The organism is Bacteroides xylanisolvens XB1A, assembly GCF_000210075.1.
GTDB classification, from domain to species: Bacteria; Bacteroidota; Bacteroidia; order Bacteroidales; family Bacteroidaceae; genus Bacteroides; species Bacteroides xylanisolvens.
Genome location: NC_021017.1, coordinates 4732584 through 4757467, shown reverse-complemented (window position 1 = coordinate 4757467; position 24884 = coordinate 4732584). Strand labels below are relative to the sequence as shown.

The window sequence follows — 24884 nt, the reverse complement described above, 5'->3', positions numbered from 1 at the left end:
GGGACAAATCGTTACCGTTTTTGTCCGGTAGGGAATAGGTAACGATTTAGTAACGAAACTATGTCTTTTATAGTCCTTTTGTTGTCTTGGAAACAAGACTTATAGGCAATAAAAAAAACCTACAAATCGCTGATTTGTAGGTTTTTGTCCACTTACTGTCCTGTTTTGTCCAGTAGGTTCTGCGGAGAGACAGGGATTCGAACCCCGGGTACCTCGCAGTACAACGGTTTTCAAGACCGCCGCAATCGACCACTCTGCCACCTCTCCAAAACTCCTTTATCAGAAGTGCTTTCCGTTGAAAGCGGTGCAAAGGTACGAATCATTTTTAAATCTGCAAACATTCTGATAATTTTTTCGCGAATTAATCGTATTTTTGCAGTCCATTAGTAAGAACAAAGATATGATATACCCTCAAAATTTTGAGCAAAAGATAGGATTCGACCAGATCAGACAGTTACTAAAAGATAAGTGTCTTAGCACTTTAGGCGAAGAAAGAGTTACAGACATGACCTTTTCCGAGCAACATGAAGAAGTAGAGGAGAAATTAAACCAGGTAACAGAGTTTGTCCGTATCATCCAGGAAAAAGACGGATTTCCCGATCAATTTTTCTTTGATGTCCGCCCTTCACTAAAGCGAGTGCGGATAGAAGGAATGTATCTGGACGAGCAAGAACTATTCGACCTGCGCCGTTCGTTAGAAACCATCCGCGACATTGTACGTTTTCTCCATCGGAATGAAGATGAAGAAGAGAACGACACCCCCTACCCCAGTCTGAAACGACTGGCAGGAGATATAGCCGTTTTCCCTCAACTGATAGGAAAAATAGACGGCATCCTTAACAAATATGGAAAAATCAAGGATAATGCTTCCACCGAATTAGCCCGTATACGTCGCGAACTTGCCAGTACGATGGGAAATATTTCCCGCTCGTTAAACAGCATTCTGCGCAGCGCACAATCCGAAGGATACGTAGATAAAGACGTAGCTCCCACCATGCGTGACGGACGTTTGGTGATCCCCGTCGCACCCGGACTCAAACGAAAAATCAAAGGTATTGTACACGATGAATCCGCTAGCGGGAAAACAGTGTTTATAGAACCGGCGGAAGTCGTAGAAGCCAACAACCGTATTCGCGAACTCGAAGGCGACGAACGACGCGAAATTATTCGCATCCTTACCGAGTTTTCAAACATTCTCCGTCCGTCTATCCCGGAAATCCTTCAATCATACGAATTTCTGGCAGAAATAGATTTTATCCGCGCGAAAAGCTATTTCGCCATACAGACCAATAGTCTGAAACCCGCTGTAGAGAATGAGCAACTACTGGACTGGACAATGGCTGTGCATCCTTTATTACAACTTTCACTTGCCAAACACGGAAAGAAAGTCGTACCACTGGATATAGAACTGAATCAAAAACAACGCATTCTTATTATATCCGGTCCGAATGCCGGAGGTAAGTCCGTCTGCCTCAAAACAGTCGGTTTACTGCAATATATGTTGCAATGCGGTATGCTCATTCCCTTGCACGAACGCAGTCACGCCGGTATATTCAGCAGCATCTTTATCGATATTGGTGATGAACAATCTATTGAAGACGATTTGAGTACCTACTCTTCTCACCTGACCAATATGAAAATCATGATGAAGAGTTGCAACGAGCGGAGCCTCATCCTGATTGACGAATTCGGTGGAGGTACGGAACCGCAAATTGGAGGTGCTATTGCCGAAGCCGTTCTGAAACGTTTCAACCAGAAAGGAACATTCGGAGTCATCACCACCCACTACCAGAATCTGAAACATTTTGCCGAAGATCATGAAGGAGTAGTGAACGGAGCCATGCTTTACGACCGCCATCTCATGCAAGCACTTTTCCAGCTACAAATCGGAAATCCCGGAAGTTCGTTTGCCGTAGAAATCGCACGAAAAATCGGATTGCCGGAAGATGTCATTGCAGATGCTTCGGAAATCGTAGGAAGTGAATATATCAATGCCGACAAATACCTTCAGGACATCGTGCGCGACAAGCGTTACTGGGAAGGAAAACGTCAAACTATCCGTCAACGGGAAAAACACATGGAAGAAACCATTGCCCGCTACCAAACGGAAATGGAAGAGTTGCAGAAATCACGGAAAGAGATCATCCGGCAAGCAAAAGAAGAAGCGGAACGGATGCTTCAGGAATCCAATGCACGCATTGAAAACACAATACGCACAATCAAGGAAGCACAAGCTGAAAAGGAAAAGACACGCCAGGCACGTCAGGAACTGACAGACTTCCGTACTTCTTTAGATGCGCTGGCTTCTAAAGAGCATGAAGAGAAGATTGCACAGAAAATGAAGAAATTAAAGGAGAAACAAGAACGGAAGAAAAATAAGAAAAACGAACCGAAAGCCGCAGTCTCTTCCCCGTCAAGTGCTCCTAAAGTAGTGCCGATTGCAGTAGGTGAAAATGTAAAAATCAAAGGACAGACAAGTGTCGGCCAAGTGATGGAAATCAATGGTAAAAATGCGACCGTTGCTTTTGGAAGCATAAAAACGACCGTAAAAATAGACCGTTTGGAACGTACCAATAACGCACCCAAGACGGAAGGAATCGCCAAAAGCACCTTTGTCAGTAGCCAGACGCATGACCAAATGTACGAAAAGAAGCTTAGCTTCAAACAAGACATCGATGTGCGTGGAATGCGCGGAGACGAAGCTCTGCAAGCAGTCACCTATTTTATCGATGACGCCATATTAGTCGGCATGGACCGTGTACGCATCCTTCACGGCACAGGAACGGGAATACTTCGTACATTAATCCGCCAGTATCTGGCCACCGTACCGGGAGTGAGCCACTATGCTGACGAACATGTGCAGTTTGGCGGTGCCGGAATCACAGTAGTCGATTTTGACTAACCTGTAAACAAAACGTCCAAAGAACTTGTTCTCATTTAGAAAACCACTACCTTTGTTACAGTGGTTTTCTAAAACGAGAATAAAGCATGAAGAATAATCTGTTAAGCGAAAAGCTTATTTACACAGGAGACAGTCTTACTCCTACCCACTTACATCTTTGTACTTACAATGCTACCGAGATGCAGGAAAGCGCCAACGACACCTTTCAAGCCATCAAGGGAACACTGAACAGCGATCGGATCAATTGGCTACAAATACACGGAATGAAAGATACGGAGACTATCCGGGAAATTTGCAGTCATTTTGAAATAGACTTCCTAGTCCTGCAAGATATACTGAATGCGGATCATCCTACCAAGATAGAAGAGCATGACAAATACATCGTCCTGATCTTAAAAATATTCTACCCCAACGAACATAAAGAAGAAGACGAACTGGACGAGTTGCTCCAACAGCAAGTTTGTCTTATTCTAGGTAATAACTACGTACTTACTTTCCTCGAAAAAGAAACCGACTTCTTCGATGATGTCAGTTCCGCCCTGCGCAATGATGTCCTGAAGATACGTAGCCGCCAGACTGATTATCTACTTAGCGTGCTGCTCAACAGCATCATGGGAAACTATATTTCAACAATCTCTTCCATTGATGACGCACTCGAAGATTTGGAAGAAGAACTGCTCACCATCACCAGCGGTGATGACATCGGTATTCAGATTCAGGCATTACGACGCCAATATATGCTGATGAAAAAATCTATCCTTCCACTAAAAGAACAATATATAAAGTTACTACGGGCAGAAAACCTGCTTATTCACAAAGTGAACCGTGCCTTTTTCAATGATGTAAACGACCACTTGCAATTTGTATTACAGACCATTGAGATCTGCCGGGAAACTCTTTCCTCATTAGTCGATCTGTACATCTCCAACAATGATTTACGTATGAACGACATCATGAAGAGGTTAACCATCGTATCCACCATCTTTATCCCTTTGACATTTCTGGTCGGAGTATGGGGAATGAATTACAAATGGATGCCCGAGCTCGAATGGCAATACGGGTATTTATTTGCCTGGATTGTAATGGCAATTATCGGTATTATTGTATATTTGTACTTCAGAAAAAAGAAATGGTATTAACAAAAACACATCATCAGTCATGAAATCGATAAAAGAGCTATATAGAATAGGCACAGGACCTTCCAGTAGCCACACTATGGGACCGCGTAAAGCTGCCGAAATGTTTCTGGAACGTCATCCGGATGCTGCATCTTTTAAAGTAACCCTTTACGGCAGTTTAGCTGCTACAGGCAAAGGACACATGACGGATGTAGCCATTATAGACACTTTGCAACCCACTGCCCCGGTAGAAATTGTGTGGCAGCCCAAAGTCTTTCTACCGTTCCATCCGAACGGAATGACATTTGCAGCTCTGGATAGCAACGATAAAGTGCAGGAGAATTGGACTGTTTATAGCATCGGTGGTGGTGCACTAGCAGAAAATAATGACAATCCAACCATCGAAAGCCCCGATGTATATGGTATGGAAAACATGACTGAAATACTCCAATGGTGTGAAGATACCGGAAAAAGTTATTGGGAATACGTAAAGGAATGTGAGGAAGAAGATATATGGGACTACCTGGCTGAAGTATGGGCTACCATGAAAGATGCCATTCACCGTGGACTCGAAGCAGAGGGCGTACTACCCGGACCACTAAATCTCCGGCGGAAAGCCTCCACTTATTACATACGTGCTACCGGATACAAACAATCCCTGCAATCCAGAGGGCTCGTCTTCTCTTATGCTTTGGCAGTAAGTGAAGAAAATGCTTCCGGCGGTAAAATAGTAACCGCTCCGACTTGTGGTTCTTGTGGAGTTATGCCTGCCGTACTTTATCATCTTCAAAAAAGCCGTGACTTTAGCGATATGCGCATTTTACGTGCGTTAGCCACTGCCGGTTTGTTTGGCAACATCGTCAAATTCAACGCATCCATTTCCGGAGCAGAAGTAGGTTGTCAGGGAGAAGTCGGTGTTGCCTGCGCAATGGCTTCGGCTGCCGCCAATCAATTGTTCGGGGGCAGCCCTGCACAAATTGAGTATGCAGCAGAAATGGGCTTGGAACACCATTTGGGAATGACTTGCGACCCGGTATGCGGATTGGTACAAATTCCCTGCATCGAACGAAATGCATACGCCGCCGCACGTGCGCTGGATGCTAATCTTTATTCAGCTTTCACCGATGGCATGCACCGTGTCTCTTTCGACAAAGTAGTGCAAGTGATGAAACAGACCGGACATGACCTACCGTCACTCTATAAAGAAACAAGTGAAGGAGGATTGGCCAAGGATTACAAACAAATGTAATTATAAAAAGCAACGGACCATTCCTTTTATAGAAATGGTCCGTTGTCATTTTTATGATTAAAAGTTATTCAGTTGGCGGCCAATTCGTATCGTCTCCGTTACTGATATCTTTTTCATGTATCAATCCACCATCCTGCGTGAAATAAAGCGAGTAGCGCTGGCTACCTTGTTTCACCTGAATCACAGATTCCATCGGATTCTGTGGAAATGTCAACACATATACATCTGTCACTACCCACGCGTTATATTTAGAATCTATAAAAGCCGTATAAACAGCCGGCACCAACTGATCAATACTGTTCAGTTCATTTTCTGTCATCACCCAGTTGGCATTAGTATCAAACCAGACTTCCAATTCATCATTGCTCACCCAACAGTCAGCTACATAATAAGCACCTTTCATCTCCCATTCTATATTCTGAGCAGCCGGATATACCTGTTTCAAGGCCTCCGTAATATTACTGGGCGGAACAAAAGTATCATCATCGTCATTATCACATGCGCCGAAAGAAAGGGCAGTCATAAGCAACACTACTGCCCATGCGCTAAACTTAAATCTCCACATAGTTATCTTCTTGTTTAGGTCTATTTACTGCAACTAGTTAATCATCAGCCTTGATAAATTTTCCTTTCTTATCAAATTTGAAAGAAAGCCCGGTAGACAATTCAATCTCATACCCTTTGCGGTCACGTTCCACTTTCGTCACTCCTTCATTCACAAAATTATGTGCTTTCAGGTAGTTGACAGCGAATCCCGGAACAATACTAACAGGAACAGTCTGCCCTTTCTTAGCACTTACCTCTTCCCAGTTTCCCTTACTGTCAAAATCAATTTCCGTACCATCCATCAATACCACTTCATACTTGGTAGATTCCATCATATCCTTATCAATTTTGATATGGGCAACCTGTGGTTTTGTAAAATTACTATTGATAAAATTACGTGCCGGAAGCGGCAACTGATTCATGTCTTTAGTTATCACATCTTTTGCGAATGAAAACTGCACGGCTACCAGAGCCAGTACAAGTAGAGATAGAATTTTCTTCATAATCGTTATTCTTTTAGCGTTAATACTATACTTTATTCTATGCTACAAATAACGATACAGATTCCGGAAAGATTTAGGAACATTATGAGTTTGCTCTTTTTTTGTATTCTTTAACCATCTATTCTATTTTCCACTCCCCTATGGTACAACGTTCCCTTAAAACGCAATATACCAACGATCCTCACAGACAGTTGGTATATTTCACATATAGATACATATCAGTTTTTACACCGATACGAGGGTCAAGTTAAAAATATACCGCTGTACGATTTCTAACCTGCAAAATGTAGGGATTTCATGAGTTTATCATGAATCTAGGGACCTACATATTTCTTCATTTCAACATTTATTTTATACCATCCCAATGCATTACTACCACCCACTCTTTCGGTTGGTAAGTTCCGTGAAAACGGTGCGGAATCGTAGCAACCACCAAATCACAATTGGAAGCTAATACGGTTCTTAATTCCTTCAGCAACATATCCATTCGAACAATTAAATGAAGATACTTCATCATACACCGTATCACCCGTACATACTGATAAATGTACATATCCTCTCCCCGTCTTATCTCACTCAGTGTATTGGGAGAGATAGCAAATTCGCTGGAAAAGAAACTGTTACTGAAAATACGATCCGTTCCCATTAAAGCCAATACCAAATTGCTTAAAAACTCGTATGGTTTCTGTTTTTCTTTTGCCATGTCATTCTATGATTAATAATTTATAATATTTCAGTTTTTATTACTTTATCAAATATTGTCCACATAGGGAAACAATTAGCGATCCACTGCTAAAATCAACTGTCACTAACACTATTCGCAAAAAAGCATATTACGTGAGCTTCCTGCATTTTTTCGAGCACACAAATTTTCGTCCCTAAAAAAGAAACGAGAGTTTATCTACTGGATACAAGCAAGTTATAAATCTCACGCACCTCTTCTTTCCCCCACCAACGTGCCCTCCTTTCAAAAGGACAAAAGGACATAAGGACAAAAATCCCCTATGGTACTATAAAAATTCCAATGCCAACGACGAAGCCTATTAGTTGGGAAAGGAATTCCAGAAAGGAGCTCCTTTATTTCCCCGAAATTCGTACAATAATCTTACCTTATTGTCGAATGATTGTATTATTGAAGGCGAAAGCAAACGCGAACAAGATATCGCTCTTCTTTCCAAGCACGGTCCTTTCACTAAATAATCCTGACAATATACGTAATTTCGTTCAAGAGTTGACCAAGCATTTCATGACAGACAAAACGATTCAGGTTGGCGCAAAACACGATTTCAACATTCGTAAGGTAACACGTCTACAAAATCATTTAACATAATAAAGATCAGCAATATACCTCATGATTCTTATACTAAGATGAATAAAAACAGTCATATATGTCCTTTTTGTCCTTTTGTCCTTTTGGAGAGTCGGAAAAACATCGGAAGATTTGAAAAAAACATCTCAATGATTGAAATCAAACATTGGGATATTTCGATACAAATCTCCCAATGTTTTTTCTTTATATTTGTGTGTCTAAATACATCACTATACGTAAAATTAGGAAATATCAACGATCTTCACAGACAGTTGATATAGTGGGAAATTCACATCGGCTTTAACCTCCGATGTCAGGGCGTAGATTAGAAATGCGCCGTCGCGCTATTTCTAATCCACAATGTAGGAGAATCATGCTGTAAACAGCATGAAGCTAGGGACCTACATTTTTCTTCATCTCACATACGAAACACTCACGTGTTTATTACATCTCAACATTTTCAACATTTATTATATATACCCAAATTGTTTAAGAAAAATCATCTCAAACACTGACCATCATTATCTCTATACCAATCCTTAATAGCTTCTTCAAATGTATAATGAAACTTATACCCCGAATCAGCCAGTTTCTTTCCGCATATATTAGTAGAAATCATTAACTTCTTCACACGAGCAGGACAAATACCTAAAGCTTTTCCCCCTAACGAACCGACAATCCTTGCAACTGTCATTAGAAGACTTCCCGGCACCTCGACAACAGTACGTTGTACTCCCGTAGCCTTTTTCATCGTTTCTACTATTTGCTCGATAGTAAAAGCTGGTTCATATGTACAGTTATATAACTCTACTCCTTCATTATGATTCTCTAAACGATAAAGCATAAAGCGAACCAATTCTTTCACATAAATGCAAGCTTTAATCGTATCTTTACGGCCCGGATAGAAGAACTTACCGCCACGGATACCCCAATACAAACGAGTAAAGTTACCATTTTCCCCTTTACCGAATACCACACCCGGACGAACAATAGTAAGTTGTCGTTCGTTCGACTTTTTTGCCTGCCAAATCGTATGTATTTTTTCAGCCACTAACTTAGAAATTCCATAAGGCGTGTTCGGTGTGGGAAGCGTCTCTTCTGTTTTCAAATCTTCAGCTGCACCATAAGGAGCTATGGAACTGGTAAAAACGATTTTCTTTATCCCGAACTTCTCGGCAAAAGCACATACGTTCTCTGCACCACGAATATTCGTCTCAAAATAAGCCTGATCCGGATGTCCCGGGGTACGATGAACGGCTGCAAAGTTAAAAATGACGTCTTCGGAAGTAACGGAAATATCAATGTTTATTTCAGAACGAACATCACAATTGATATATGTAGATTTACCTTCATGGTTATTCTTTACAATATCCAGATTGTATATTTTTGTACCCGGATATATATTATCAATTAGAGCAATAAGGTGTGTACCGATAAAACCGGAACCGCCAAATATAAAATAACTCATTTCACTAGATGATTAAATTCATTATATTTTAACTCTACAAACTCCTTTATTTCCTTCTTAAAACGTTCTTCCGAAAAAGTCTCCGCATGGTTACGTATTATTTTAGGATCAAACGGTGTTTCTAGTTTTTCAAATCTTTCTACTGCATCAATAACCGATTCTACAGTTTGTTCATAAAAGAAAAGACCTGTTACTCCTTCTTTTACTGTTTCCAAAGAACCTCCCCTGCCATAAGCAATAACAGGAGTCCCACATGATTGCGCTTCGATCGGAATCATACCAAAATCCTCATCTGCTGCAAAAACAAAGGCTTTAGCTTTCTGCATCTTTTCTTTTAGTACCGCAAATGACTGATATCCCATGACAGTTACATTATGCCCAGCAATCTTGCGTATCTTTTCCAAATTAGGACCTCCACCAATCACAACCAGCTTTTTATTAGGCATACGACTGAAAGCTTCGACAATAAGATCTATTTTCTTATATCCCACCAAACGACTACTAGTTAAATAGAAATTTTCTTTCTCTACGCACAAATCAAAGTTAGAAATATCAATATTAGGGTGAATTGTTACAGCATCCCGCCTATAAGTCTCCTGAATTCGACGTCCCACATAATCGGAATTACTTATAAAATAGTCAACCCGGAAGCTGGATATCAAATCCCATTTACGAATACGGTGAAGCATATATTTAGCTAGATATCCTTTCAAGCCTTTTGTCAACCCCGATTCTTCCAAGTATTCATGATACATATCCCATACATAACGAATAGGAGAATGACAATAACAAATATGCAATTGATCCGCTTTGGTTAGAACTCCTTTGGCTACAGCATGAGAAGATGATATAATCACATCATATCCCCGTAAATCAAACTGTTCTATTGCAAACGGAAATATAGGCAAATACATCCTATGCTTCTTTACCCCTAAAGGCAACTTCTGAATGAATGATGTATGGACTTTATTCCAGTCAATCCCTAATTCGTCACAAACTTGTTTTTTAGCAACTAAGGTGTAAATATCTGCGTCTGGAAATACATCCGCAATAGCTTTGACTACTTTATCTGAACCGCCAACGGTTACTAACCATTCTTGAATGATGGCAATCTTCATCTTATTTCAATTTTAAACAATAACTTACTGATTTAAAACCTGTACATACGTATCTACAATAGAAGATATCATCTTTTCCATCGTAAAAGTTTTAAGATAAAGTTCACGAGAATTTATCGAATATCGATTCAACAAATCAGCATTTATCGATAATTTTTTTATTGCATCTACAGCTTCTTGTTCTGTTTTAAACACAAGCCCATTATAATCGTGAAGTACAACTTCATTATTACCAACCACATCTGTAGCGACTATTGGAAGCCCTACTGATGCAGCTTCAATTAGGGCATATGGTAAACCTTCAAAACGAGAAGTGGATAGATACAAATCAGCGTTCTTAAGATAAGACATGGGGTATTCTGTGAATCCAATAAAATTTATATTAACATGCTCTTCTACACTTTTTTGTTTTAATCGCACAAAGTCTTCTCCATCTCCCACCCACACAAATTCTATTTCATGATTATTTCTTAATGCTTTTGCTATTCTATATGCCATATCCATATTTTTTGCAAAATCAAAGCGAGATAATGAAATTATTACAAGTTTATTATCATATCTATTAAATTTAAGTCCCTCATCAGCAATAGCATTATATATTATAACTGATTTATCTGTAAACAAAAAACGCATCGATTTCCCAAGTTTAAACTCGCCATTTGACACTAAAATAAATTTATTTGTAAGATATCTTAAACTACGTCCTATTATTTTATGTATACAGGATATAAAATATGAAGAATAATTATTCGTAATCCCATGAAAAGTATGAACAACTTTAATCTGCGGCACAATTATTTTCAAAATTCGGGAATATAAACCTGCACCATTTCCATGAGAATGAAGTATACTAATATTGTTTTCAATAATAAAGCGTCTTAATAAGAATAAGTATTTAATACTGAACTTCCTATATGGAATATTTATACATTTCTTTATTTTAGGATGCTCCTGCCACAAATTGCCATATGGCTTACCCTGAGGGAAAGCTACATAAATATTGAAATCAGAAGGTAACTCTTCAATCAATTGATGAACATGACGCGGACCTCCTCCAAAATCTGCTCTAACTGTTATCAATAATATATTCATTACTCTAAATTCATTTGATTGTTTTTATTATTCTGTTTTTCACTAGCCATAATTCCCAAAACAATTAATACTTGACAATACAATAAATCCGAAGTTATTGCAGACCCAGAAATTAAACTACCTATCAAAAGTCCTAAAAAGTAAGTTGTAGAAATTAAACTCCATGGTCTAAAAACATTTGTACAAAGTTTAAATATCTCTTTCCAAAAAAGAATTGAATAAATGCTAGCAAACACTCCTCCATACCATAAAAATTGTACAAAATAATTCTCTGGCAATAATATAAAAGGATATTTTACTTTTAATGCTATCGACCGTACAATATCTTCATAAAAAGAATAATTGTATCCATATCCAGTCAAAATAAAGAAAGGATTATCTATCAAAGAAGAAAAAAATAATTTCCAAGCGCCAATTCTAAGTTCAATATTTCCTTCATTTCCTGTTGTACTTATAGCCTCTTGAGTATATAATATTTTATTTACTAAAGGAATATATTCACCATAAATACTCACCACACTAATTAAAATAATTAGAATTACAATATACCCTACAAAATATTTCTTTTTTCTTATTGTCTTAATTACTAGACCACATATTACACACATGAAACAAACTAAAGCTTCTCTACTAACAGAAGACATCAAATTTATAACAGTAAACATCAGTGTAGTAAGAAGCATTGATAATTTAATTTTTTTGGAGAAGAACAATACTAAAGCAAATGTAAATATAAGACATGAATAATCTCCAAAGACACCGTGGGCTGATAAACCTGACGAAACAAGAGACATTGATTTCAAATCAAAACATTTATTACTCAAACCTGAATTGAAACCATTGCCACTCCAAATAGAAACCGATTCTGACAGCTGAAACAAAAATAAACATAGACTTAAAAAAGAGCATAAAAAATATGAGTAAAGAATCTTACACAAAATTCTAGGGTTACATTTATATTCAACATAAGCCAAATATCCAAGAGGAATATAAATTATTCCTTTAATAACTTTCAGTAATGACGATATTTCAATAACATAAATAAAAGAATAAATAGTTGAGACTAACACTATTCCCCACATAGCCAAAACTATTCTCTGAAATTTAAGTCTAATAAAAGGAAACAATAAAGGAAAAAATACCAATAAAAATATTTCAACTAAATATAAATTAATTTCCCCCAGTTTTAACTTAGGCATGAAAGGAGTAAATATGGCCAAATAAAGAATTAATTTGCCTATGTCCAAATTAAAGTTGTTCTTCATACTGCTTTTCTATTGCAGAAGCAATAATTGCACTTCCATGTTCCCAACCTTTTTCCGTTTCCGCATAATCTTCCCGCAAATATCTCTCCATTTGTTTTATTATATACGGTTTTTTATACAGAAGCAAAATTGAATCAACAAGCTGTTTTACGCTTCGCGGCTCTATTAGAATTCCAGAATACTCATCAACAACTTCAGAAAGTCCTCCTACATTAGTCGCAATTACAGGTTTGCAATATGCAAAAGCAGTCATAATCACTCCACTTTGTGTAGCATCGACATACGGACAAACGACTATATCTGTATTAAATACATAATCAGCAATTTCCTCATTAGTAAGAAATTTGTGTATAAACTTAAAATTGCTATACTTAAGATAAGGATCTATATCGAAATATAACTCGCCTGATCCAGCTATCGTTAACTCTATATCTTGATAGCCTTGTTTTACTATTTCTTCAAATGCGGAACAAAGATATTCTATACCTTTATATTGAGAAATTATCCCCCAAAATAAAATCTTGAACTTTCCATCTTTTTTCTTATTACACGGTCTATAAACTTTCATAAATTCAAATGTACTCAAATTGGAACAAAATACATCTTGAGGAGATAGTTTATAATTTCTAATAAAAGCTTCATATTGCTTCGTATTAAAAATAACTTTATTACGAATCAGTTTAAAAGCAAGATAACGAAACAATATAAGCCACTTTTTTTTATATCCAGAATGAGGAAAAGGATCATGAACTAATAATACTATTTTATGATAGTAAAACAAAAACAACAATACAGTATAGGGAGCCGTTGTATCAGTTAATATAACACTAGGTGATATTTTTCTCACAACTCTTACCACATCATAAGCTTTCTTTATTGCGTTAAAAAAATTTTTATTAGTCAAAGAATAAATCAAGTAGGTTTTTTGAAGATTAAAAAATGAAGAGAACTTTGTCATTTCTTCATAATCTATAGCCCTATTGATTCCTCGTCTAATATTCTTTATACCAAATTTATTAGGAATATCCTGTCGACAATCAGTGACATAATACAAATCATAAGTTGTATTTAAACGCTTCACAATACTTAGATTTGGTTCCAATAATGCCATTTCAGAAACAAAAGCCACTTTTTTCATTTCCCTAATGTACTATTCAATGCCTCATGTAAGGCGTTAATATATCCCTTCCCAAATGTAAGATCAGGTTCCATATAATTACCTTCTCCCCATTCATTCCAGGATTTCAAAAAGATTAATTTATTTCTTTTATATTGAACTGTCTTAAGGGCATCTTCAACATGCAATCTAAAAAATTCAGGGGATTCATTTAAAAACATACTGCCTTTCATTCCACTTCGTGGAGTATGATCCCAATTAGGTACAATGCATGGAATCACATCTTCACTCCCATCTATATTTTTATTTATCAAATACGGAATGCACTTTTTATAATCAACAGCAAATTGAGGATAATGATAAAACAAAGATCTTATTTTCTGACGTATATAATATAATATTTTTCCTCTTTTATTTTGAGCATCAAATATGACACTAGCTAAACGCTGAAAAGTCACAGCATTATATCCTTTTTCAATAAACATCTCTTTTTTATTAATGCCACCTACTATATTAGCTACTATATAAATGCCATCCAACCACCCAGCCTCACGAGCCAATTGTTGAAACATATCAATATACTTCAGTGGTAAAGACACTGGATCATAAACAACTAAAAGAGGCATTCCATCTATCTTTATATATCTTTTATCCCTAAAAGCACGATTTAAATAAGAAAAATGCATTTCAATATCCTCCTCTCCCGGATATGTTTGTTCCATTAATAATTTATCTCCTGTGGAATCTTTATCAAATGTTTTAGAATACCAAGAATGATTAGCCCATGCTAAACAAAAAGGAAAATCAGGTTTACCAGATTCAAGAACTTCATCAAATACATCTTGCATAAGTCTCTTTCCATTTCCAAACCAATAATGCCAATAACAAAACCCAAATATTCCAGCTTCTTTTGCAAGTTTTACCTGCTGTTCTCGTACAACTGATAATCTCAAATCATAATAGCCCAAATCAGCAGGAACTCGCGGTTGCCGATGTCCTTTAAATAAAGGCTTAGCTTTACCAACATTTGTCCATTCTGTAAAACCATTTCCCCACCATTCGTCATTTTCTGAAAATGGATGAAATTGAGGTAAATAAAATGCAATAACTTGCGCTTTTCTATTCATATATTAATTTTATCATCATTTTTTCAACTTCGCTGTTGACAGTTAGCAATATTTTTACCTATATTGCAAATTCTTTTCAATCTAGCAATGTCATCATTTTAATGACTTTAGCTGGTACTCCCCCTACTACTGCTCCACTTGGAACATCATGAGTTACCACAGCATTAGCTCCGATTATTGCCCCATCTCCAATAGTCACCCCTGAAAGTATACGTGCACTCTCACCAATCCAAACATTATTACCGATCACAACAGGACCTTTTGCATAAAGTGGTCGCAACGATGGAGGAGTATTTAATTCTGACTCTATATTTTTACCATGAGAATTATCAGAAATATAGACATATCTACCTGTTAACACATTATTACCTATTGTAATACTATGACAAGCAGTAATATGACAATACTCCCCAATTCTACAATGACTGCCAATCTGAATAGAAGGAGTGTAATCGTATCCAGCATATTTATCCCATGCCGTAAGCACTATTCCACGAGAAAGAATTGTACCATAATCTATTTTAACATATTGTAGCCCTTTAAGCTGTCGCGCGTGATATATACGACCTTTAATGTCCTTGAAATGCCAATGGATAGCATAATTAAATAATCTACCACATACTTTGCCTGGCAATAAAAAAAATATTGAAAAATATTACATAATGAAAATACGATCTTCGACAACATACTCATATTTCTTATTTTTCCAATGATTTCCTTAACAGTTTTCACTTAAAATATTTTTACATAAAAAACGATAAAATAACAGAAAGTTCAAACCATGGCATCAAATTTATTTAATACATTCTAGCACTTATTTACAATGAAATCCAATCTTCACACATTATATCACAAGTTGAAAAAAACGAATTGATTGGATTGAAAAATCTTTTGGGCCCAACAACAATCTTATCCTGATTTGCATTAAGCCATGCTGCCCACCAACTATAAGTACTATTTCCTATAATATTATGCTTAGCACATGACATCAACTGCATATCTCGAAAATTACGTTTCCCTGATACCTCATTCCAATCTACTAACATGTATTCAAATTCAGGAAGATTATCTTTTACCCAGCAAGGATTATCCGTGAATACATAAAAATGAGGGTTATTTATATGCTTTCTCATATAATCAATTGCTTTCATATAATAATCGACTGTACATAATCCTTTTCCCATCAATTCTGATTGCATATAATCATCACCTTTACGTAAGTGAATAGCTACAGAATTTTCCTGCGACATTTTTTGCTGCAACCTCAATATTTTTTAATTCATCAAAAGGCAAAAAAGTAAACTGTTTACGTATATCATCCTCACAATGTCTAAAATACTTTTCGCTTTGCCAAAAACCCTTATAAATACAATTTCTAGTAGCACATTTCTCCATGTCAGGTACATATCCATACATAGGTTCGTCAATGTATACTTCATCACCGATAAAATTATGCCATTTCTTCATAAACTCTTGAAATCTTCGCTCCAAGCCATTTCGCGGTAAAGAAGGAAATACCCACTTAAAATGCCCCTCCGGCATTACTTTTATATCTATCGAGGGAAAAGCATCTTGAAGTCTAACCAATTCAAATGCCCATTGAGAACGTGGTTTAAAGTTACTTTGATCAAAACAGACATCTAACCCCTTAGCCATCAGCCCCCGACCAAAAGCATAATGAAACATTTGATTTGCCAATCCAGCATTTACATTTACGGCTATCATACTACTTCAATTTATTATTACACAAATCTAGAGCTGCCCCCATTGCTACATCCATATTATAATACTCCCATTCAGCAAAACGTCCAAGAAGAAATAGACCTTCTGGCTCAGTAACACATTTCACACTATTGACAAATTCACGTGTATCTTTTGCTTGGATTGGATATGTATAAGGAGCATAGTTATGTGCTATATATTTGGGATGATATGGTATACGAGAGAGATTATCAATAATATCATTCTTACTAATCTCATCTGTAAACTCAATGGTAGCCGACATTACTCCATTCGCACGATTTGACTCTGCAAAATTACCTGTACAAATGATACGGTGTGCCTCATGAATATGACTTGGCATATAAATCCAGCTATATGGATTATCTTCAATCTCACAAAGTACAGTTGTGGTACCATGGGCTTCAAGAGCTTCAATACCTTCAATATAAGCCGATAAGTCAACTCCTTTAACTATTAAAGGTATTGACTTCATATTGCCAGTAAAAATAACTCTATCACAAATCTCTCCGTTCACAGACCATCCTTTTTCTATTTTTTCAATAGATTTTACATCTACATTATAATGTATTTCAAGTCCTTCTGAAAGGCGGTTAGCGACAAACTGCGAACCCTCTTTTTTCGGATAAAAAAACGAACTATGTACAAAAGACCTTTCCTCAATATGCTTAAAATTATTATAAATAATATCTTCAAGTGTAGGCATTGGTAATTTACCAACCAACCACGACAGTGGAACGTTTGTCAGTGGACGACGCCAGATCTTTTCATTGTATGGTCGAAAATATTCACGATAAAGTGTCTCACCAAAACGAGCTCGCAAAAATTCTTCAAAATTAGTAGGTTCTACAGGCTTATTAGTAGCCATTAACACAATATCATTAATAAAATTTTTCATCATCTCATCTGAAAGTTGATAAGCATGATTCTCTATTGGATAAGCAATTATGGTATTATCAGCCATTGAAACAACTGAATTTCGATCTGCCATAGTAAACTCGTCTTTTTTGTCAAAATGACTCCAAAACCAATCCAATACATCCTGACGTTTTGTGTTAAAGACATGTCCTCCAGTGCGATGAAACAAATGTCCATGCACTCTATCACATTTTACCATCCCTCCTGGACGCGAATCTGCCTCAAATAGTTGCACATCATGTCCATACTCCTTAAGAACCTGCCCAATACTCAAACCTGATATACCAGCTCCGACAATAATATATTTCATATTCATATTATTTATTATTAATTTCAAAACTCTTCTTGTACACAAAAATTAAAGGAATTACAGTCCCTACAGCTACATATAACGGACACCACCATCCTGTGAATTCACTACATCCTAAATGCCATAAATGACCTTTTACTGAAGGATATTTTGCTAATATATTATAACCCAATTACATACAGCAAAGCAACTAAATTAAAGGCCAACATATACCCAATAAGAATCTGTAGCGATTGGTCTTCACAGCATAAAAAACTTAACACTATAAATCGGTCACTTATTACTAAGTAAAGTGAAAGGTCCATCGTCGTATAATGGCTAGAACACGAACTACAGAAACTATTAAATTTTTCATTATTCTATAGTGTAATTAGCCTTCTCGTTTTCCATCCACTCTTCATATATATACTTATGGTTCATGATATTAATAAAATCAGATGAACTTATATGCCGAAATGGATCTCTATAATTGTGCTTACCATCGTATTCACAGTAAAACTGTCCCAGGTCATTGAGTCCATACTTATTCCACAATGTCAATAAGTCCTCCGAATCTACAATATAGCAATACTCACCTAGAAAATTCCACCAATCTTTGAGACTTAAATCAGAATTATGATATTTCTGAATAAAGCGTTTGGTTATATTTATTTCAGACGCTGGCCACTTAGCAAGAGTTTCACCCGTCAGTACTCGCTTTGTATCGAAATTATCTTTTCTATAACAATGAATATTCCTATCATCATATGGAATATCAAATAAGTTTATAAGATCATCAGTATATCCAAAATAGAGAAAATCTTGCAGCCACATAGGATTAAACATTTGCCCCCAATTACCAGCTTGTGTTATTATACGTCCTTTCAATCCATAAACATTACTAGAAGAAATCGTATTTAATTCAACAAGGCTCTTAAGATATTCAAAAGCAAATTCACGATAGACACGTAAATCTGATCTATTCTTTAATGCAAACTCTGCTCCCAATTCTTTAGCTCTTTTCAATCCAGCCAAGCTTGTGCAAATTTGATAGTTTACATTCCCCAAGCCACACACAGGTATATCTTTATTCAAAACAACTTCGCACCCTAATAATTCCAAAGTCCGTACTATAGATGGGTCTGTATAATCCCAAGTACTAACTATGATAATTGCTCCCGGAAACAATCTTCTATATAATTTAATAGTCTCAAAAGTAAATTCATCACGCATCTCTATCAACCCTTGAAGAACAATAGCAAATTCACCAGAAGTAGTTGTAGTCTTTATATTACTAGGAATAAAATAATCTGCTTTTTTGGGGCGAAGTTTATAACAAAAATAGTTATCTGAATATTTTTCAAAACTACGAGAAAAAATATCTAGCATAACCTTTTCATTTCTACATAAACGAATCATCAATGAAATAGTACATGAAAAAAACTTTCGCAATATACTCTTAATCAACTGCATTTTTATTTCTTTAAACATTTATTTTGAACAATCGCAAGGCCTTCTAATATCAGCGAATCCTTTAGCAATAAAAGTGAAAGTACATATATAAAAGCTCCTACGCACATCATTATAATGCACATCAATAAATTATTCCAATTTAATGACTGAAGCACAAACAAGCCTCCCCCCATTAAAATAACAGCGAATAAATAATGTATTATTGATTTATCGAATAACCTAATAGAAATATACTTTCTTCCCATGATGTACAACCCTGTAGTTGCAACTAGTTCTGCAGCTAAATACCCCATAGCAGCACCATAATGCTTGAATGTAGGAATAGTCAAAAAACACACTAAGAGGTCTGTAATACATGCCATTAAAGTTACTTTCACCATAATATACACTTTCCCTTTAGGATAAAGAGTCTGCATCCCAAATACATTTGAAAGTCCCACTAAAACCAGCAAAACAGATAAAATCTGAGAAACACCTATAGATGGTATAAAACTATTACCACCCAAAATAGGTATAGCATATTGACTAACAAAGAACAGTCCAACAGATATTGGTAAAGAAACTCCAACAGTAAACGAATATACTTTTTGAGAGATTGTAGCAAATTCTTCATCTCTTCCTTCAGCCATCAAATTCGAAAACCGAGGTAGCAAAATTGCAGTTAACGAATCTACTATTCCAAACACTAGTGAAAACAATTTTATACCACCATAATAATAACCAACATATACATCATCAGTCATAAATCCTAAAATTACTGGATTAAGAGTAAGATATATAGTAGATAATAAAACTAATAAAAATGTTATACCTACAGACTTTAAATGCTTGTAAGGATTAATACTACGTCGATCAATATTACATATACACAAATATTTACGTAATCTAATAAAATTGAATACACTATTTCCTACCGATGTAAGAGTAATTGTAATACCATACCATAGAATATCATTTTTTGTCTTTACTAAAGTAAACAATAATATAATCCCAATCATACGGACAATCAAACCACGAACCGTAATATATTTAAAATCTTCAATGCCTTTATAAAACCATTCACATCCAATGGTAGTAAGAAAAATAGAAGAACTTAACAACAAGAAAAGAGGTAAATCTGTTTGTATCTTGGGAACTGTAAAACATAAAATAGCAACGACCAAATAACCAATCAAGGTAGTAATTCCATGTAGAGATAATATCTCAATCGTGGTAACATTAAGTTGCTTTCTATCGTTTCTCACTCTAGCAATTTCTCTTACTGCATATAATGGTATACCTAATCCTACAACTAAACTGATATATGATATTATTGATTGATAAAAGTTCACTTCTCCTATTCCTTCTGCTAACAAAATCCTAGATGAATATGGAAACGTTATTAAAGGAAATAGAATTCCAGAAATAGTATTCAATAGATTGAAAATATAATTAGCTGTTATTGATCTTGACATAAATATTAAAATATTTGCTTTATAAACAAGTTACATAGACCACTATTTCCTTAACCCTTCTTATACATTAATCATAGAAAGCCATACTAACCTTCTTTATCATATAAGTTATCGCCCAAAAAACATTTATTGGCTTTGTGTGTTAAAAATCACTTTTATCAAATATACTTCACAATAGAATACTAAAAACGGATTGTATTCATATATTCGATCTTGAAATCATTTTCTATTATTATATCAATAAAAGAAATTATCAATACAAATTGATTGTATATTTTATAAACGATACATCGACCAGCTATAAAACCATTTAATACTTCCATAATCTATCCAGTAAATAATAATTATAATCTCTTTCACTTCCCCAATCTTGGAAGTCTTTCACCTCAAAAGGCCTAAAAGGAATATTATCCAATAGCATAGCATAGACTATATGCGACATAAAAAGTTGTTCATACAAATATAATCTCTCATAATATTTGCAGAACACAGCAGCATCATCAAAAATATAACCTCCTGCATTAAAGAAACGGCTGATGATTTTTTTTTCTATTATATTTGTTATATAGAACTGATCATCAAGTTCCACATAACTCTTATTTCTTGGATTCACCATTTCCAACTTATCAAGTGGATAAATAGCTATACTATTTGCAATGGTAAAATCTCCACAAAAATAGCCATCAGGATCTTTCACAAAAATTGCTCCTTCTATGTTCTCGCAATTCACAGTCCGATAGACAGTCTCAGCCTGGCTAGTGGTTGGCTCATCAAGAACTACGACCTTAGCATTACTCAGTCCCAACTTTTTAAATTGCAATTTCAGCAATAATGACAAATAGTATTTTTTATCATATTTTTCAAGAATTGTAAAATAGATATTATCAAAACGATTTAAATCTAACCCTTGAATAGATTTTATGCAAAGCGAGATTCCATCAGGAGCAAAGTTAAATATATAAGGCATATAGTTCTCATACTCAATATTGTCAGCTCCTATAGGAATAATCAAACTAATACTCATAAAATTGAATTGAGGACATTTTTTAAGAATGCTACAGTTCTCTCCTCCTTAGCATATTGTATAACACGTAGGAAATTCATCAACTGAAAAGTACTATAATACTTATTATACCAATCATAATTACTATAATATATATCTATCTCTTTATCTATCTTGTCTGAAATTATTCTCATCCGCACAGAATCAAAATCATGCCCATACATAAGCTGCGACCAACCATAATTTGAATCTTGCCTAATCTTTACTAAATCAAGTAATGGAGATTCCAAAAATGAGTCCAGAAAGTCTATCAAATAGTAATTATTTCCATTAAATAGTATATTTGAAAAAGTCAAGTCTCCATGACACTGTCCAACTGGTATGTTTATCTCTTCATCTAGTTCATTGAATACAATTGAAGACTTCTCTAGAATTATCTTAATATCTGTATCCTTACTAATAAAATCATTTTTAGCAACTTTATCACAAACATCATTATATTTATTTATTACAACATTTTTATTAATCGGAGTCATTTTTGAATTTTCAATTTCAGAATCAATAAAAATTTTCAATGCCTTGATAAAATAACTAATCTGGTCAAATCCTGCATCTTCAAAATAATCTACATAATTCTTACTATATATATACTCCATCTTAATATTTAGATATTCATCCATACGTTCAATACCATATATTTTCGGTACACGAATATGCTGATAAGCTATCTTTGAAGCATTACACTGTTTCAAAGCTTGCTTATACAATCGTGGAATATAATTCTTATCACGAGTACTCTTGTTAATAAACAAGCTATCCCCGCCATTAACAATGTCTATCTGACAACCAGAATGCCCTCTTATTTCAATCTCCATAATAGTTTGAATTAACAACTATATAGTTTATACCTGCTGACTGGGCTGCCTGTACACCCACTTCCGAATCTTCAAAAACAAGTGCCTCATTAGGTTGCATAGAAAAATGCCTTAATACTGTCCTATATATCTCAGGGGAGGGTTTTCCTTGTCTCACCTCCTCACCCGCCAAAATAAGATCAAATATATCAGTTACCTCAATGTATTGCAATGCTTTTTCTAAATTTTTACGACATGCAGTAGAAGCTATCGCTGTTTTACCTCCAGCATTGTGAAAAGTTTTCAGTATAGCTAATAAAGAATTATTCACTTTAAAATATCTAAAAAAATCGGGGTAACAATTACCTTTAAACTCACTTATTTTTTGAGTTACAACCGGATCTGTTATGCCAACAGTTGCCATAAACTTTTCAAACCTAAAACCAAAACAATGACGATAGTCTACCTCTTTAAGAGCTAATCCCACCTGATTAAAAGCCTCTTGATAAGCCATAAAATTAGCTCGAAAAGTATCAACTAATGTACCGTCAAAATCTACAATTAACAGTTTTATTTCACTTCCGAGCATTACATATATCGTTTAAGTTCTTCAGGTGTCCCATAAGAATAATAATTTTCCATTAAGCAAAGTTTGACAGTTTCTCCATTCTTCAACAAATAATTATAAAGTAATGACACATAAAATTCCGATTTATTAGGTATTGAATTATCTAATAATTGATGCGCAACTTTTAAAAAACCTTTTCCTGAAGAAAAGAAATACGCTCCACAAAGAGCATGATTAGATATTACCTCTTTCTCTGCTGTACGCCTTACTATATTATTAGCATCAATCTCAGCATAACTATACTTTGGAAGGTCTGATTCAAATGATACCAACAAGCCGCCATTGACCTCATCTACAGGTTTTGCTAATATTTGACGAATATTTTCAAGAAAAGCCTTACTAGAGAATTCCAAATCACAGTCCATAACTATAACAGAATCATTAGGGTCTATTGCAGACTCAGCCATCAAACAAGTTTCAACTGCACCACGAGTGGTATTAAGTACAGAAAAAACTTTAGCATTTGGCAACTTGTTTTTTATATATTCGTTTATATGATATCTATCAATATGTTCCTGACGAACAATAAATGAATACTTCAAATTTATATCGTCCATAATTACGCTCCTAATAGCTCTAACGAACAAAGGTATCCCCTTCAATTCAATCAATGGCTTTGGTGTAGTCCAACCTTCTTTAAGAAAACGTGTTCCCTCACCTGCCATTGGCATGATAATATGTAAACTTCGCATAGTCCTCTATAATATTAAGTGCACATTATTTAACTATCCAACCTTTTCAGCTTAAGATAACTAAAAGTGTACTGATTGATTAGTCATTCCCTAATAATTAATTACAATATTTCCTTCGTTAATACACTTTCTTAAAGCTAAAGATTTCATTAGCTATATTATATCAACATTGAGAAATTGATATCTGTATCTGCTCAATTTTAATCCATTCCTTATCTTAATATGCATTCTTTTCTCCAACAACTACATTTGCTATAGTCTTATAAATGATATATATATCAAGTAGCATTGTCCAATGCTCCATATACCAAATATCAGCTTTAACACGTTCCTCCATCTGTGAGAGTTCTCTCGTTTCACCACGAAAACCATGTGTTTGAGCCCAGCCGGTTACTCCAGGTTTTATAAAGTGCCGCACCATATACTTATCAATCAAACGGGCATAAGTCTCCGTATGAGCCAACATGTGTGGACGTGGTCCCACTATTGACATATCACCCCTAAAAACATTGATAAACTGGGGAAGTTCGTCAATATTAGAACGACGAAGGAAGTTCCCAAACCGAGTTTTACGAGGATCATCAGCCGTAGCCTGTTTACTGTCAGCTTCATCATTCACTTTCATAGAACGGAATTTATAACACACAAAATCCACACCATTCAACCCCGTACGCATTTGCTTAAAGAATACAGGACCGGGAGAAGTCAACTTTATAATACTTCCCACTATAAGATAAACAAAGGGAAAAACTGTAACCAGAAAAAAACCGGAGAAAACAACATCAAACATCCGTTTCAACATACGGTTCTCCATCTTACCCAAAGGTTCATAACGCAGATTCAAGATAGGCATATTGCCAACCATACTGTGCCAGATACGACGCGGAAAACCTTTACATACATTAGGAACACCGTGAAAATAAAGCAAATGGTTTTCACAATAATTCATGATAGAAAAATTGTAACGTCCCTCCTCCATCGATAGAGAACAAAAAACATGCTTGATGCTTGGATGTGCA

The 24884-nt window shown here is 35.6% G+C and carries 23 protein-coding genes and 1 tRNA gene; 3 read left to right on the top strand and 21 right to left on the bottom strand.

Features of this window, described 5'->3' with window-relative positions:
• Window positions 1-182: 182 nt before the first annotated feature.
• Window positions 183-267 (bottom strand) — tRNA-Ser (locus BXY_RS18280).
• A gap of 133 nt (window positions 268-400) precedes the next feature.
• Here BXY_RS18280 and BXY_RS18275 point away from each other — a divergent pair.
• The 3 genes from BXY_RS18275 (at window position 401) to BXY_RS18265 (ending at window position 5269) form a co-directional block, all read left to right on the top strand.
• Entirely contained in the window at window positions 401-2902 is a 2502-nt protein-coding gene (locus BXY_RS18275; RefSeq protein WP_004315190.1) for an endonuclease MutS2, read from the top strand.
• Window positions 2903-2988: 86 nt separating this feature from the next.
• Complete coding sequence (gene corA, locus BXY_RS18270) at window positions 2989-4041, top strand: magnesium/cobalt transporter CorA (protein ID WP_004315191.1); 1053 nt, start codon at window positions 2989-2991, stop codon at window positions 4039-4041.
• A 19-nt stretch (window positions 4042-4060) separates the two neighbouring features.
• A complete protein-coding gene (locus BXY_RS18265) occupies window positions 4061-5269 on the top strand; it encodes an L-serine ammonia-lyase (RefSeq protein ID WP_004305771.1) in 1209 nt (402 codons plus the stop codon).
• A 64-nt stretch (window positions 5270-5333) separates the two neighbouring features.
• Here the strand turns inward: BXY_RS18265 and BXY_RS18260 are convergent, their stop codons facing one another.
• The 20 genes from BXY_RS18260 to BXY_RS18170 form a co-directional block, all read right to left on the bottom strand.
• Entirely contained in the window at window positions 5334-5834 is a 501-nt protein-coding gene (locus tag BXY_RS18260) for a PepSY-like domain-containing protein (RefSeq protein WP_134993319.1), read from the bottom strand.
• A 37-nt stretch (window positions 5835-5871) separates the two neighbouring features.
• On the bottom strand, window positions 5872-6318 hold the full coding sequence (locus BXY_RS18255; RefSeq protein WP_008021510.1) for a PepSY-like domain-containing protein: 447 nt from the start codon (window positions 6316-6318) through the stop codon (window positions 5872-5874).
• A gap of 346 nt (window positions 6319-6664) precedes the next feature.
• Complete coding sequence (locus BXY_RS18250) at window positions 6665-7021, bottom strand: hypothetical protein (RefSeq protein ID WP_015532616.1); 357 nt, start codon at window positions 7019-7021, stop codon at window positions 6665-6667.
• A 1105-nt stretch (window positions 7022-8126) separates the two neighbouring features.
• Window positions 8127-9095, bottom strand: a complete 969-nt coding sequence (locus BXY_RS18245; protein ID WP_015532614.1) for an NAD-dependent epimerase/dehydratase family protein — start codon at window positions 9093-9095, stop codon at window positions 8127-8129.
• Window positions 9092-10213, bottom strand: a complete 1122-nt coding sequence (locus tag BXY_RS18240; protein WP_015532613.1) for a glycosyltransferase family 4 protein — start codon at window positions 10211-10213, stop codon at window positions 9092-9094. The genes BXY_RS18245 and BXY_RS18240 overlap by 4 nt, the downstream gene beginning before the upstream one ends.
• 24 nt (window positions 10214-10237) lie before the next feature.
• The gene (locus BXY_RS18235) at window positions 10238-11305 is read right to left on the bottom strand and encodes a glycosyltransferase family 4 protein (RefSeq protein ID WP_008643085.1); all 1068 of its coding nucleotides are present in this window, start codon (window positions 11303-11305) and stop codon (window positions 10238-10240) included.
• Complete coding sequence (locus tag BXY_RS18230; protein ID WP_008021503.1) at window positions 11305-12570, bottom strand: O-antigen ligase family protein; 1266 nt, start codon at window positions 12568-12570, stop codon at window positions 11305-11307. Before BXY_RS18230 ends, BXY_RS18235 begins: the two co-directional genes overlap by 1 nt.
• Window positions 12554-13708 (bottom strand): glycosyltransferase family 4 protein, encoded by a 1155-nt coding sequence (locus BXY_RS18225; RefSeq protein ID WP_008021500.1) that lies wholly within the window; start codon window positions 13706-13708, stop codon window positions 12554-12556. The genes BXY_RS18230 and BXY_RS18225 overlap by 17 nt, the downstream gene beginning before the upstream one ends.
• The gene (locus tag BXY_RS18220; protein ID WP_008021498.1) at window positions 13705-14814 is read right to left on the bottom strand and encodes a glycosyltransferase WbsX family protein; all 1110 of its coding nucleotides are present in this window, start codon (window positions 14812-14814) and stop codon (window positions 13705-13707) included. Before BXY_RS18220 ends, BXY_RS18225 begins: the two co-directional genes overlap by 4 nt.
• Window positions 14815-14890: 76 nt before the next feature.
• Window positions 14891-15448 (bottom strand): acyltransferase, encoded by a 558-nt coding sequence (locus tag BXY_RS18215; RefSeq protein WP_309568853.1) that lies wholly within the window; start codon window positions 15446-15448, stop codon window positions 14891-14893.
• Between the two features lie 184 nt (window positions 15449-15632).
• The gene (locus BXY_RS23665) at window positions 15633-16013 is read right to left on the bottom strand and encodes an alpha-1,2-fucosyltransferase (protein ID WP_243442501.1); all 381 of its coding nucleotides are present in this window, start codon (window positions 16011-16013) and stop codon (window positions 15633-15635) included.
• Between the two features lie 13 nt (window positions 16014-16026).
• Window positions 16027-16539: an O-fucosyltransferase family protein gene (locus BXY_RS23660; RefSeq protein WP_015532611.1), complete on the bottom strand. Its 513-nt coding sequence runs from the start codon at window positions 16537-16539 to the stop codon at window positions 16027-16029.
• A gap of 1 nt (window position 16540) precedes the next feature.
• The gene (locus BXY_RS18205; RefSeq protein ID WP_008021492.1) at window positions 16541-17782 is read right to left on the bottom strand and encodes a protoporphyrinogen/coproporphyrinogen oxidase; all 1242 of its coding nucleotides are present in this window, start codon (window positions 17780-17782) and stop codon (window positions 16541-16543) included.
• Window positions 17783-18136: 354 nt separating this feature from the next.
• A complete protein-coding gene (locus BXY_RS18200; RefSeq protein WP_015532609.1) occupies window positions 18137-19252 on the bottom strand; it encodes a WavE lipopolysaccharide synthesis family protein in 1116 nt (371 codons plus the stop codon).
• Window positions 19237-20688, bottom strand: coding sequence for an oligosaccharide flippase family protein (locus BXY_RS18195; RefSeq protein ID WP_008643076.1), 1452 nt, complete (start codon window positions 20686-20688; stop codon window positions 19237-19239). The genes BXY_RS18200 and BXY_RS18195 overlap by 16 nt, the downstream gene beginning before the upstream one ends.
• A gap of 310 nt (window positions 20689-20998) precedes the next feature.
• Window positions 20999-21712 carry a glycosyltransferase family protein gene (locus tag BXY_RS18190; RefSeq protein ID WP_008643074.1) on the bottom strand — a complete coding sequence of 238 codons (714 nt, stop codon included), beginning with the start codon at window positions 21710-21712 and terminating at the stop codon, window positions 20999-21001.
• Window positions 21709-22566, bottom strand: coding sequence for a phosphotransferase (locus tag BXY_RS18185; protein WP_008021484.1), 858 nt, complete (start codon window positions 22564-22566; stop codon window positions 21709-21711). The genes BXY_RS18190 and BXY_RS18185 overlap by 4 nt, the downstream gene beginning before the upstream one ends.
• The gene (locus tag BXY_RS18180) at window positions 22556-23134 is read right to left on the bottom strand and encodes an HAD family hydrolase (protein ID WP_008021481.1); all 579 of its coding nucleotides are present in this window, start codon (window positions 23132-23134) and stop codon (window positions 22556-22558) included. Before BXY_RS18180 ends, BXY_RS18185 begins: the two co-directional genes overlap by 11 nt.
• A complete protein-coding gene (locus BXY_RS18175; RefSeq protein WP_008021480.1) occupies window positions 23134-23865 on the bottom strand; it encodes a glycosyltransferase family 2 protein in 732 nt (243 codons plus the stop codon). Before BXY_RS18175 ends, BXY_RS18180 begins: the two co-directional genes overlap by 1 nt.
• A gap of 217 nt (window positions 23866-24082) precedes the next feature.
• Window positions 24083-24884: exopolysaccharide biosynthesis polyprenyl glycosylphosphotransferase (locus BXY_RS18170; protein WP_208946850.1), on the bottom strand; the 802-nt coding region annotated here is incomplete at its 5' end.

What these genes read in the sequence shown, in the direction of transcription:
- BXY_RS18275 (WP_004315190.1), top strand. Translation starts at nt 401, where the DNA reads ATGATATACCCTCAAAATTTTGAGCAAAAGATAGGATTCGACCAGATC.
- corA (WP_004315191.1), top strand. Translation starts at nt 2,989, where the DNA reads ATGAAGAATAATCTGTTAAGCGAAAAGCTTATTTACACAGGAGACAGT.
- BXY_RS18265 (WP_004305771.1), top strand. Translation starts at nt 4,061, where the DNA reads ATGAAATCGATAAAAGAGCTATATAGAATAGGCACAGGACCTTCCAGT.
- BXY_RS18260 (WP_134993319.1), bottom strand. Translation starts at nt 5,834, where the DNA reads ATGTGGAGATTTAAGTTTAGCGCATGGGCAGTAGTGTTGCTTATGACT.
- BXY_RS18255 (WP_008021510.1), bottom strand. Translation starts at nt 6,318, where the DNA reads ATGAAGAAAATTCTATCTCTACTTGTACTGGCTCTGGTAGCCGTGCAG.
- BXY_RS18250 (WP_015532616.1), bottom strand. Translation starts at nt 7,021, where the DNA reads ATGGCAAAAGAAAAACAGAAACCATACGAGTTTTTAAGCAATTTGGTA.
- BXY_RS18245 (WP_015532614.1), bottom strand. Translation starts at nt 9,095, where the DNA reads ATGAGTTATTTTATATTTGGCGGTTCCGGTTTTATCGGTACACACCTT.
- BXY_RS18240 (WP_015532613.1), bottom strand. Translation starts at nt 10,213, where the DNA reads ATGAAGATTGCCATCATTCAAGAATGGTTAGTAACCGTTGGCGGTTCA.
- BXY_RS18235 (WP_008643085.1), bottom strand. Translation starts at nt 11,305, where the DNA reads ATGAATATATTATTGATAACAGTTAGAGCAGATTTTGGAGGAGGTCCG.
- BXY_RS18230 (WP_008021503.1), bottom strand. Translation starts at nt 12,570, where the DNA reads ATGAAGAACAACTTTAATTTGGACATAGGCAAATTAATTCTTTATTTG.
- BXY_RS18225 (WP_008021500.1), bottom strand. Translation starts at nt 13,708, where the DNA reads ATGAAAAAAGTGGCTTTTGTTTCTGAAATGGCATTATTGGAACCAAAT.
- BXY_RS18220 (WP_008021498.1), bottom strand. Translation starts at nt 14,814, where the DNA reads ATGAATAGAAAAGCGCAAGTTATTGCATTTTATTTACCTCAATTTCAT.
- BXY_RS23665 (WP_243442501.1), bottom strand. Translation starts at nt 16,013, where the DNA reads ATGCAATCAGAATTGATGGGAAAAGGATTATGTACAGTCGATTATTAT.
- BXY_RS23660 (WP_015532611.1), bottom strand. Translation starts at nt 16,539, where the DNA reads ATGATAGCCGTAAATGTAAATGCTGGATTGGCAAATCAAATGTTTCAT.
- BXY_RS18205 (WP_008021492.1), bottom strand. Translation starts at nt 17,782, where the DNA reads ATGAAATATATTATTGTCGGAGCTGGTATATCAGGTTTGAGTATTGGG.
- BXY_RS18200 (WP_015532609.1), bottom strand. Translation starts at nt 19,252, where the DNA reads ATGTTTAAAGAAATAAAAATGCAGTTGATTAAGAGTATATTGCGAAAG.
- BXY_RS18195 (WP_008643076.1), bottom strand. Translation starts at nt 20,688, where the DNA reads ATGTCAAGATCAATAACAGCTAATTATATTTTCAATCTATTGAATACT.
- BXY_RS18190 (WP_008643074.1), bottom strand. Translation starts at nt 21,712, where the DNA reads ATGAGTATTAGTTTGATTATTCCTATAGGAGCTGACAATATTGAGTAT.
- BXY_RS18185 (WP_008021484.1), bottom strand. Translation starts at nt 22,566, where the DNA reads ATGGAGATTGAAATAAGAGGGCATTCTGGTTGTCAGATAGACATTGTT.
- BXY_RS18180 (WP_008021481.1), bottom strand. Translation starts at nt 23,134, where the DNA reads ATGCTCGGAAGTGAAATAAAACTGTTAATTGTAGATTTTGACGGTACA.
- BXY_RS18175 (WP_008021480.1), bottom strand. Translation starts at nt 23,865, where the DNA reads ATGCGAAGTTTACATATTATCATGCCAATGGCAGGTGAGGGAACACGT.